Raw genomic sequence first — 10891 nt, forward strand, 5'->3', positions numbered from 1 at the left:
GTGCTGGCGGCCGGCACCGTCGCCTGGGCCGAGGCCTGCGCCGCAGGCCCGGTGCCAGGCGGCTTGACGTCGGCCAGCTTGGCCTGGCCGGTGTTGCCGGTCAGCGCGAAGGCGATCGCGGCGACCGCGGCGGCGGCCACGACACCGGCTGCCACGGCCGCCTGCAGCCGCCGCGACGAGCGGATCGCGCCCTTGCCGCCCGCGTGCCGCAGCGGCGCTGCCGCCGCCGGGTGTACCGGCTCGGGAAAGCCGTAACGCCCGAACGCCCCGGCCCTGCCAAGCACCGCGGCCTGGTGCGCGAGCGCGGCGGGGCTGTGCCCGGCGGCGAGCGCGAGCGTGTGGGCCTTGAGCTCCGCGGGCGGGCCTGCCTCGAGCCGGAGGCTGTCGGCCGCCGCGGCGGCCAGCGCCGCAGCAGGGGACAGGCCGAGCAACATGGCCGGGCGCAGCTCGAACGAACGGCGCGCGGCGCAGGTCGGGCAGTGCCCGATGTGCCGGTTGACCCGCTTGCGCAGCGCCGCGGTGAGGCGCCCGTCCCAGCCGGCGAGCATGGCGGCGAGCTCCTCGCATTCGTCGCGCCCGGTGCGGCCGACGAGCAGCACGCCGAGGCAGGCCGCGAGCTGCCCGCGGGCACGGGACAGCAGCGCGTGCGCGTGGTTGCGGGACACGCCGAGCACGGCCGCCACCTCGGCGGCATCGAGTCCCTGCTGCAGTTGCAGCTCGACGGCCTCGCGCTCGGCGGGGTTCAGGCCCTCGACAGCCCCGGCGAGCAGGGCGCGCAGCTCGGCGCGTTCGGCGTCCCCGCCGACGTCGGCGCTCTCGTCTACCACGTCAGGCGGCTCATCAAGTACCGACGTCGTCCTCCTGGCCCGCTGCATCCGCAAGGCTTCGTTGCGCGCGACGGCGTACAGCCAGGCACGCAACCGCTCCGGGTCGCGCAGCCCGGCGAGCCGCGAAGCGGCGAGGACGAACGTGTCCTGTACCGCGTCGGCGGCATCGCCCGGGTCGACGAGCATTGACCGGCAGTACTTGTAGAGGGGACCTGCGTACCTGTCGTAGGCCTCGGCGAGCCCGTCGGGGTCGCCTGCCACGATCGACGCGACGAGGGCCGCTTCGCTGTCGCGCATGGGCATACGGTAGCGGTGCCTTCCTCCCGTTGGTGATGAAAAAGATGGCATTGTCGTGTTCCCGACACAGTGATGAAACGCCAGGGACGAATGTGCACCCCTGTTAACACATGCGTCCCGTCCTTTCCGGCGGCGTCGCCGCCGGAAAGGACGGCGCCGCTGGCGCGGCGGGCGACCGGGATGAGCGCCCCCGCGCCCCTCACCCCGGCCCACCCTTCCTGGCGCGGCCCGGCTGGCGCCCACCTCTCGCGTCAGCCAGGCCGCGGCTCGTGGCGGCACCCGGGCCGGCGCCCCCTCCGGCGCCGCCCGGGCTCCTGCGATTCCACCCATCGCCTGTATGAGTGGCCGGCCTGCGTGACGCCAACAACTTTTCCCGGGATTTTTCTGAGAACTTTGCCGCGGCTGTCCGCGACGCTAAGGTCCGGCCCGGCCTACCACGTGTCCACGTGCGCCAGCAGCCCGGCAAGACGGCCGATGACCGCGTCGGGAACGACGGCGTCGTGCGGCGGCACCTCGCTGTGCGGGATCAGCACCCCGCGCATGCCAAGGCGCTTCGCGCCGAAGATGTCGTCGTACGGCCGGTCGCCGACGAAGACGCACGCCGCCGGGTCGGTCACCCCGACGGCGGCCATCGCGGCGCGGAAGGCCTGCGGGTGCGGCTTGGTCCAGGGGATCTCGCTGCTGTACACCGCCCCGTCGATGAGCTCGAGCACCTTATCCCTGGTGAACACCTGCTCGTGCGCGCTGCGCGGCCACATGGTGTTGGATAGCACGCCGATCCGGATGCCGCGGTCGCGCAGTTCGCGCAGCAACGGCGCCACGTCGGGGTCGGTGTAGGTGTGCGGTTCCCACGTGCGGAAGTAGGTGGCGAGGAACGCCTCGTCGACGCTCACCCCCGCGCGGGCGAAGACGTGATCGAGCGTGGCGCTTTGCTGCGCGGTCTCCGACCGCCGCCACAGTTCGAACTCAGCCCGGCGGATCGCTTCGGCGATCGCGGGCACCTGGTCGGCAGGGAAGTGCGGTGCGCAGACGTCGCGCCACAGCGCCTCGTGATCGACCGTGTGCCATGGCGTCAGCGTGCCGCCCCAGTCGAAGATAACCGCCCGCACCGCCATAAGCCGTATGGTACGGACTCACCCGCGGAGCGTGAGCGACTCGATGATCGAGACCGCCTGCGGGGTCGCCTGGCCGGTCGATACGCCAAGCAGCCCGCTTGTCCCCGATGCGTAGCGGTAGACGCGGTCGCAGCCGCCCAGCTCTACGTAGATCGCGGGGGAGCCGGATCCCGCGCCCGCGACGACCGCGAACTTGGCGTGCGGCAGCCCGCACAGGCCCGTGCTACGGCCGCTCGACAGGCCGGCCAGCAGATCCGTTTTCGTCGCGCCGGTGACGGTGGCACCCCCCACGAACTGCGTCGCGCTCGCGATGCCGCCGGAGGAGTACACGCAGATCCGCAGCGACGCCGGCCACGCGGGATATACGGCGCCGCCCGCTGACGCCGGGATCGGACGGTCCGCGGCGAACGGGTCCATGTAGACAGGCGCGCAGCCGGTGGCGACCTCCTGCTCGGTCTCGACCTGCGAGACCAGGCGCACGGACACCGTCTGCCAGTGCAGCTCGCCAAGCGCGACGAGCACCTGCTGCGCGGTGGTCCCGCAGCCGTTCAGCGGGATCAGCGGGATCAGCGTTTTCCCTTCCCCGTTGATCAGCGCGATCTGCGGCGGCAGCACGACGCTGGCAGGGCACATGATGGCCGGGGTGGTACGTCCCCGCGGCAGGCGCAGCGCCGCGATCAGCGGCCCCAGGTCCTTGTCGGCCCGCTCCAGGGTCGCGGTCTGCCATTCCCCCTTGCCGGGGATCAGCTGGTCGCCGAGCACGCACCGCAGCACCGCCACCGGGATGAACGACGCGGGCAGCGAGCCGTGCGCGGCGTTCGCCGGCCAGCCCGTGCACGCTGACTGCCCGGAGGGCACGCTCCCGCCGGTCGTCGTCGGCACCGGCGTCGCGGTCGCCGGTGCGGGGGCCGCCGTCGTGGGCGCGGCCGTCGCCTGGGCCGCCGTCGTGCCGTGCGCGCCCCCCGACGGCGGCGTGCGCACCGTCCCGCATCCGGCGGCCAGCGTGACCAGGGCGACCAGGGCGACCAGGGGGAGCGATGCGAGCAGGGGGAGGTGGCTGGCCCGCGCGCGTCGTGTGGTCATAGAGGTGCCTCGATTCAGCAGACACCTCTTAGACGGTCCCTGGCTGCCCGCGGTTTCGCCGGCCCGGACATTCCCGTCACCTTTTGTTTCCCGAGGCGAATGGCAGTGAACTGTATGTTACGAGGCTTCAGTTTCCCAGGACGGGACTGCCACACTGGTAATGTGCACGACTACGACCTGCTGGTAATCGGCTCGGGGCCGGGCGGGCAGAAGGCCGCGATCGCGGCCGCGAAGCTTGACCGGCGGGTCGCCGTGGTCGAGCGCCCGGCGATGCTCGGGGGCGTATGCGTCAATACCGGGACGATCCCGTCCAAGACGCTGCGGGAAGCCATCCTCTACCTGACCGGCGTCGATCAGCGCGAGATCTACGGGCAGTCCTACCAGGTCAAGGACGAGATCACCATCGCCGACCTGACCGCCCGCACGACACACGTGGTGACCAGGGAAAACGATGTGGTCCGCAGTCAGCTGACCCGCAACCGCGTGGCGATCATCCCGGGCACCGCCAAGTTCACCGGGCCGCACGAGGTCGAGGTGGACGACGGCGGCGGCCGGCTTCGCCGTGTCACCGCGGACAACATCGTCATCGCGACCGGCACCAGGCCGGCCCGCCCGGACAGCGTGGCCTTCGACGACAAGACGATCATCGACTCCGACGGCATCATCCACCTGGAGCGGGTGCCGCGTTCGATGGTGGTGGCCGGCGCAGGCGTGATCGGCATCGAGTACGCCTCGATGTTCGCCGCCCTCGGCACCAAGGTCACCGTGGTCGAGCGGCGGGACCGGATGCTGGAATTCTGCGACGAGGAAGTGGTCGAGGCGCTCAAGTTCCATCTGCGCGACCTCGCCGTCACGTTCCGCTTCGGCGAGACGGTCGCCTCCGTCGAGTCCCACCCCGAGGGCGCGATCGCGCTGCTGCGCAGCGGGAAGAAGATCCCGGCCGACACGGTGCTGTACTCGGCGGGGCGTCAGGGCATGACCGGTGAGCTCGGGCTCGACGCCGCGGGCCTGGCCGCGGACGACCGCGGCAGGATCCCGGTCGACGAGTTCTTCCGCACGCAGGTGCCGCACATCTACGCCGTCGGCGACGTCATCGGGTTCCCCGCGCTTGCCGCGACATCGATGGAGCAGGGCAGGCTGGCCGCGCACCACGCCTTCGGCGAGCCGGCCCGCGCCACGGACGTGCCGCAGCCGATCGGCATTTACAGCATCCCGGAGATCAGCTTTGTCGGCCGCACAGAAGACCAGCTCACCGAGGCGTGCGTGCCGTTCGAGGTAGGGGTGTCGCGCTACCGCGAACTCGCCCGCGGGCAGATCGTCGGCGACTCCTACGGCGTGCTCAAGCTGCTGGTCTCACCGGAGAACCGCAAGCTGCTCGGCGTGCACGTGTTCGGGACCGGGGCCACCGAGCTCGTCCACATCGGCCAGGCCGTGATGGGCTGCGGCGGCACCATCGACTACCTCGTGGACGCGGTGTTCAACTATCCGACGCTCGCCGAGTCCTACAAGGTGGCCGCCCTCGACGCGACCAACAAGATGCGCGCGGTCACCCGGATGTCGGGCTGAACGCCGCCGCGCACCGCGGCAGAGGCCCATCGATATTCCCCGGTTCGGGGTGGGAATATCTGGTGTGGCACAATAGTTAGCGCAACACAAGCGTGCTCCGGGGTCGGTGGAACTCCGAACCGGCGGTGAAAGTCCGCGACCCGGCCGCACCAGCGGCCGGCTGATCCGGTGGAACTCCGGGACCGACGGTTAAAGTCCGGATGGGAGGCAGCACGCGCGGCCGGTCACCGCCGGCCGTGCCCCCGGTGGTACCTCGCACCGACGGTGCGGGAGCCGCGAGGACACGGACCAGCTGGCGCCCACCGCGTCCCCCCGGAGCCACCGACCGGGAGGAGGACGCGATGTTCACCGGCATCGTCGAGGAGCTTGGCGAAGTCGAAGCGGTGGAGCACCTGGCAGACTCCGCCCGGATCACGATTCGCAGCTCCACGGTCACCGAGGATGCCCGCCCGGGTGACTCGATCGCCGTGAACGGCGTATGCCTCACCGTCACCGGGCTCACGTCCGGCCCGCCGGGGATCGCGACCACCGCGCCCCCGCCGCCCCGCGGCTTCACCGCGGACGTCATGGGCGAGACTCTCGCCAGGTCCAGCCTCAAGGACATCGCCCCTGGCTCCCGGGTCAACCTGGAGCGGTCGGTGCGCCTGGCCGGCCGGCTCGGCGGCCATCTCGTCCAGGGGCACGTCGACGCGACCGCCGCCATCCTCAGCCGCGAATCGCAAGAGCACTGGGAGGTCGTCCGCGTCGGCCTCCCGCCCGCGCTTGCCAGGTACGTCGTCGAGAAGGGCTCGGTCGCCGTCGACGGCATCAGCCTGACCGTGTCCAGGCTCGGCGAGACGTGGTTCGAGGTGAGCCTGATCCCGGAGACCCTCAAGCGCACCACCCTGGGCAGGAAGAAACCCGGCGAGACGGTCAACCTGGAGGTCGACGTGATCGCGAAGTACGTGGAGAAACTGATCGGAGGCGCGAGGTGACCGCCGAAACCGCCGGGACCGCCGAGAGCCGCGGGCCTGCGGTCCGGCTGGACGAGGTCGGCCGCGCGATCGCGGACATAGCCGCCGGCCGCCCGGTCGTCGTGGCGGACGACGCCAACAGGGAGAACGAGGGCGACATCATCTTCGCCGCGAGCAAGGCGACCCCCGAGTTGCTCGCGTTCATGATCCGCTACACCAGCGGCGTGATCTGCGCGCCCATGACCGGCGAGGACCTGGACCGGCTGCAGCTCCCGCTGATGACCACCCAGAACACCGAGCGCATGCGCACCGCGTTCACCGTCACCGTGGACGCCCGCCAGGACGTGACCACCGGCATCTCCGCCAGCGACCGCACCACCACGATCAGGAAGCTCGCCGACCCCGCAAGCAGCGCTGCGGACTTCGTCCGACCCGGCCACATCTTCCCGCTGCGGTACGCCGAGGGCGGCGTGCTCGCCCGCCCCGGCCACACCGAGGCCGCGGTGGACCTGGCCAGGCTCGCCGGCCTGCCGCCGGCCGGCGTGCTCGCCGAGGTGGTCAACGACGACGGCACGATGATGCGGCTGCCGAAGCTGCGCCAGTTCGCGGACTCCCACGGCCTCGCGCTGATCTCGATCGAGCAGCTCGCGGACTATCGCCGCCGCACCGAGCGCCTGGTCACCCGGGTCGCGCAGACCCAGATCCCGAACTCACACGGCAGGTGGCGCGCCTACGGGTACCGCAGCGACGTCGACCACGCCGAACATCTCGCGCTCGTCCTCGGCGACATCGGCGACGGCAGCGACGTGCTGACCCGGGTGCACTCCGAATGTCTCACCGGCGACGTGCTCGGCTCGCAGCGCTGCGACTGCGGCGCGCAGCTCCAGGCGGCGATGGCGGCGATCGCCGAGCGGGGCCGCGGCGTGGTCCTCTACCTGCGGGGCCATGAGGGCCGCGGCATCGGGCTGCTCAGCAAGCTGCAGGCCTACGCGCTGCAGGACGCCGGCGCCGACACCGTGGACGCGAACCTCAAGCTCGGGCTGCCGGTGGACGCACGCGAGTACTCGGTGGCCGCCCAGCTGCTTGCCGACCTCGGCGTGCGCTCGGTGCGGCTGCTGACCAACAACCCGGCGAAGGTGGACGCGCTCGCCCAGCACGGCTTCGGCGTCACGCGCATCCCGCTGCCGCCGCTGCCGACGCCGCACAACCTCCGGTACCTGACGGCCAAGCGGGACCGCCTGGGGCACCAGATCACCCTGTGCAGGGACGACCTCCCGGACCCCCCGCAGAGCATTACGCCGAACGGACACGCGGTTCCCGCCCCGGCGGTCGTTCCTGTCACGGGAGAGAAAGCAGGATGAGCGGAGCGGGGCGCCCACAGCTCGAGACCGTGGACGCCGCTGACCTGACGCTTGCGATCGCGGGCACGCGGTGGCACGCGGAAATCGCCGATTCCCTGGTTGACCGGGCCAGCGCCGCGGCGAAGGCCTGCGGGGTCGAAGACGTGCTCGTGGTCCGCGTGGCCGGCGCGGTCGAGCTCCCCGTCGTGGCGGCGGAGCTGGCCAGGCACTTCGACGCCGTGGCGTGCCTCGGCGCGGTCATTCGCGGCGGCACCCCGCACTTTGAGTACGTCTGCGACGCGGTGACCGCCGGGCTGACCCGGGTGGCGCTTGACGCGGGAACTCCCGTCGGGAACGGCGTGCTGACGTGTAATACCCTGCAGGAGGCCCGCGATCGGTGCGGGCTGCCTGACAGCAGCGAGGACAAGGGATGGGAGGCGGTCGTGGCAGCGCTGGACACCGCGCTCCTGCTGCGCTCCATCCGCCGACATTGATGTCCGGGGGGGCGACCCCCCGGACCCCCCCGGCTGCGCCTAACGGCGCACTTGCCTCTGTGGTGCCTGCGGCTCGTCGCTGCTAGTCCGGGGGCGACCCCCCGGACCCCCCGGCTGCGCCTAACGGCGCACCTGCTCCGGGGAGACTGTCCCCGCTAGCCCGGCTGCGCCTTGACGGCGCACCTGCCCCTGTGGTGCCTGCGGCTCCTGGCTGCTCGCGGTCGCCCGATCCTCCCATGTCCCCCGCCCCTCACCCGCCGCGATGAGAGAGACTTTCCCCATGCTTTCACTGGTTTTGCCCAAGGGCTCGCTGGAAAAGGCCACCCTCGACCTGTTCGACGCCGCCGACCTCACCGTCCAGCGGGCATCCGACCGCGACTACCACGCCTCGATCGACGACCCGCGCATCGACCGCGTGCGGTTCCTGCGCCCGCAGGAGATCCCGTCCTACCTGGAGCGCGGGCTGTTCGACATCGGCATCACCGGCCGGGACTGGATCACCGAGACCGAAGCGGACGTCGTCTCGCTCGGCGAGCTCCAGTACTCCAAGGCCACGTCTAACCCGGTGCGCGTGGTGCTCGCGGTGCCGGACGGCTCGCCCTGGAAGACCGCCGCCGACCTGCCTGAGGGCATCAGGATCTCGACGGAGTTTCCGTCGCTGACCGCGCGCTTCCTCGCCGAGCACGGCGTGCGGGCGATGGTGGTCCCCTCGTACGGAGCGACCGAGGCCAAGGTCCCTGACATCGTGGACGCGATCGTCGACCTTACCGAGACCGGGTCGTCGCTACGCAAGAACGGGCTGCGCATCCTGGACACCCTGCTGACCAGTTACACCGAACTGGTGGCCTGCCCGTCGTCCTACGCCAGCCAGGACAAGCGGGGGGCGATGGAGGACATCGCGCTGCTGCTGCGCGGCGCCATCCAGGCGCGCGGCAACGTGCTGCTCAAGCTCAACGTGCCAGCCGTCAAGCTGGCGGCGGTCACCCAGATGCTGCCCGCGATGTCCTCGCCGACGATCACCTCGCTCGCCTCGGGCGACATGAACGCGGTCGAGACCGTGGTCCCCAAGCGCGGCGTCAACACCCTCATCCCCGCCCTCAAGGCGGCCGGCGCGCAGGACATCCTGGAGATCCCGATCTCCAAGATCGTCGAGTGATCGCCAGCCTGGCGGGCATAGCGAGCCCTCGCGTACCGTTGTTGCAGGCGGTAGAACCGTGAGGTGGGGTATTGCGTGACATCCTGAACACGATCACCAAGTGGTGGGAGTCGGGCGAGACGTTCGGCCTCGCCACGGTGGTCCGGACGTTCCGCAGCGCGCCGCGCGACCCCGGGGCAGCGCTGGCGGTCGCGCCGGGCGGCGAGGTGATCGGCAGCGTGTCGGGCGGCTGTGTCGAGGGTGCCGTCTACGAACTGTCTACGGAGGTGTCCGCGAGCGGGCACCCGGTGCTGCAGACATACGGGGTCAGTGATGACGACGCGTTCGCCGTCGGCCTGACCTGCGGCGGCATCCTGGACATCTTCGTCGAGCCAGTCAGCAGGCAGCGCTTTCCCGAACTCGGCGACATCGCCGCGGCCGTGGACCGCGGTGAACCCGTGGCCGTGGCCACGGTGATCTCAGGTCCCGGCCAGATCGGCGCCCGCCGGGTGATCTGGGACGATGACGGTCGGCCGAGCACGGGCAGCCTGGGGGCAGGCGAGCGGCTCGACGCCGCCGTCGACGACGACGTGCGCGGCATGCTGGCCCAGGGGCTGACCGGCATCCGCCGCTACGGCGAGCACGGCGAGCGCCGCGGCGACGAGCTCAGCGTGTTCGTGAACTCGTTCGCGCCGCCGCCGCGGATGTTCGTGTTCGGCGCGATCGACTTCGCGGCGGCCGTCGCGCGGGTCGGCAAGTTCCTCGGCTACCACGTGACCGTGTGCGACGCACGCCCTGTCTTCGCCACCCGGTCCCGGTTCCCTGACGCGGACGAGGTCATCGTCGACTGGCCGCACCGGTTCCTGGCGGGAGCCGAGGTGGACGCGCGCACGGTGATCTGCGTGCTCACCCACGACCCGAAGTTCGACGTGCCCGTCCTCGAGGTCGCGCTGCGCACCCCGGCCGGGTACATCGGCGCGATGGGCTCTCGGCGCACGCACGAGGACCGGCTGGAACGGCTGCGCGCTGTCGGCATGACCGAGCCAGAACTGGCGCGGCTGCGCTCGCCGATCGGCCTCGACCTGGGCGCCCGGACGCCCGAGGAGACGGCGGTATCCATCGCCGCCGAGCTGATCCAGCTCCGCTGGGGCGGCACCGGCCGCGCCCTCACCCAGACCGAGGGCCGCATCCACCACGAAACCGCCCACGCCTGACCTCACCCCGTCCACGTCCGCGCCACCAGCCCCGGGGTCCGCACCCACCACCACCGCCGCCACCCTCGCTACCAGCCTCACTGTCGGCCGTTCACCAAGTGGCACCATGGCGCCGGGGCTACCGAAGTGCGGCATCGTGACGGGAGTTGCGCGCCGAAGCCGCGTCACTAGTCCGTACGGCCGACCGTCCGTGTGCCACGCCGACGGGGCGGTGCCCCTGGCACAGTCCCGCTGGTCACAAGGGCCACTCACGTGCGACTTCGCACACTCCATGACGATTTCGCCGCCCGTAATACCCGGTTTGTCCATGCAAGGAGATCCTGGTGGTTAATTCTGGTTCATGTGGCGCGCCGGCCGCGGCCGGGGCCGCCCCGTCACGCCCCGGCGCAGTACCATGCCCGGCGGCACCCGGGCCGGCAATCCCGGCCGCCCGCCGCCGCGATACGTTCCGGGTTCGCGTCGTCATGCCAGCACAAACCCCGAACACACCGCGAGGATCACCGCGGACCGCGAACGGCATGTGCTGACCGGGGCATCCGGTACGGGCGTGATCCGCTATCTGCGCCAGAGCCGGGGATTTGGCCACCAGGATCGCACAAAGTGTGCAAAGAAGACAGATGTTGCTGATGTGACGTAAGGGGTGGATGCCCGCGTGGCTGTGGCGGGACGACGCGCCGGATTCCGGCGGGTCACCGGGCAACCGTAGCCACGCACTCCACATGATGGGTCATCGGGAACGCGTCGAACGCGCGCAGCCCCGCCAGCGTCCAGCCCCGCTCGAGCAGCAGCCCGAGGTCGCGGGCCAGCGTGGCGGGGTCGCAGGACACGTACCCGAAGCGCTCGGCCCGGCTCTGGCCGGACAGGTAG

The 10891-nt window shown here is 71.3% G+C and carries 9 protein-coding genes, 1 pseudogene and 1 riboswitch; of the genes and pseudogenes, 6 read left to right on the top strand and 4 right to left on the bottom strand.

The window, feature by feature from the left end:
• From Q1N79_RS15060 to Q1N79_RS15070, 3 genes are all read right to left on the bottom strand, one after another.
• A partial coding sequence (locus Q1N79_RS15060) for a sigma-70 family RNA polymerase sigma factor (protein ID WP_300609552.1) occupies positions 1-1124 on the bottom strand: 1124 nt, incomplete at its 3' end.
• A 431-nt stretch (positions 1125-1555) separates the two neighbouring features.
• Positions 1556-2239, bottom strand: a complete 684-nt coding sequence (locus tag Q1N79_RS15065; RefSeq protein ID WP_300609554.1) for an HAD family hydrolase — start codon at positions 2237-2239, stop codon at positions 1556-1558.
• A gap of 18 nt (positions 2240-2257) precedes the next feature.
• On the bottom strand, positions 2258-3322 hold the full coding sequence (locus tag Q1N79_RS15070) for a hypothetical protein (RefSeq protein WP_300609556.1): 1065 nt from the start codon (positions 3320-3322) through the stop codon (positions 2258-2260).
• 162 nt (positions 3323-3484) lie between these two features.
• On the opposite strand from Q1N79_RS15070, the gene sthA reads away from it, so the two are divergent.
• The 6 genes from sthA (at position 3485) to Q1N79_RS15100 (ending at position 10024) form a co-directional block, all read left to right on the top strand.
• The gene (sthA, locus tag Q1N79_RS15075) at positions 3485-4888 is read left to right on the top strand and encodes a Si-specific NAD(P)(+) transhydrogenase (protein ID WP_300609558.1); all 1404 of its coding nucleotides are present in this window, start codon (positions 3485-3487) and stop codon (positions 4886-4888) included.
• 88 nt (positions 4889-4976) lie between these two features.
• A riboswitch (FMN riboswitch) is annotated at positions 4977-5106 on the top strand.
• Between the two features lie 123 nt (positions 5107-5229).
• Positions 5230-5862 carry a riboflavin synthase gene (locus tag Q1N79_RS15080; RefSeq protein ID WP_300609560.1) on the top strand — a complete coding sequence of 211 codons (633 nt, stop codon included), beginning with the start codon at positions 5230-5232 and terminating at the stop codon, positions 5860-5862.
• Positions 5859-7202, top strand: a complete 1344-nt coding sequence (locus Q1N79_RS15085; protein ID WP_300609562.1) for a bifunctional 3,4-dihydroxy-2-butanone-4-phosphate synthase/GTP cyclohydrolase II — start codon at positions 5859-5861, stop codon at positions 7200-7202. Before Q1N79_RS15080 ends, Q1N79_RS15085 begins: the two co-directional genes overlap by 4 nt.
• On the top strand, positions 7199-7675 hold the full coding sequence (ribH, locus tag Q1N79_RS15090) for a 6,7-dimethyl-8-ribityllumazine synthase (protein WP_300609564.1): 477 nt from the start codon (positions 7199-7201) through the stop codon (positions 7673-7675). The genes Q1N79_RS15085 and ribH overlap by 4 nt, the downstream gene beginning before the upstream one ends.
• A gap of 280 nt (positions 7676-7955) precedes the next feature.
• Positions 7956-8831: an ATP phosphoribosyltransferase gene (gene hisG / locus Q1N79_RS15095; protein WP_300609566.1), complete on the top strand. Its 876-nt coding sequence runs from the start codon at positions 7956-7958 to the stop codon at positions 8829-8831.
• A gap of 71 nt (positions 8832-8902) precedes the next feature.
• Positions 8903-10024 carry an XdhC/CoxI family protein gene (locus tag Q1N79_RS15100; RefSeq protein ID WP_300609568.1) on the top strand — a complete coding sequence of 374 codons (1122 nt, stop codon included), beginning with the start codon at positions 8903-8905 and terminating at the stop codon, positions 10022-10024.
• Positions 10025-10713: 689 nt separating this feature from the next.
• Here the strand turns inward: Q1N79_RS15100 and Q1N79_RS15105 are convergent.
• A pseudogene (locus Q1N79_RS15105) lies at positions 10714-10891 on the bottom strand (hypothetical protein); the annotation flags it as partial.

Origin of the sequence: Trebonia sp. (genome assembly GCF_030042015.1) — a bacterium.
GTDB lineage: Bacteria > Actinomycetota > Actinomycetes > Streptosporangiales > Streptosporangiaceae > Trebonia.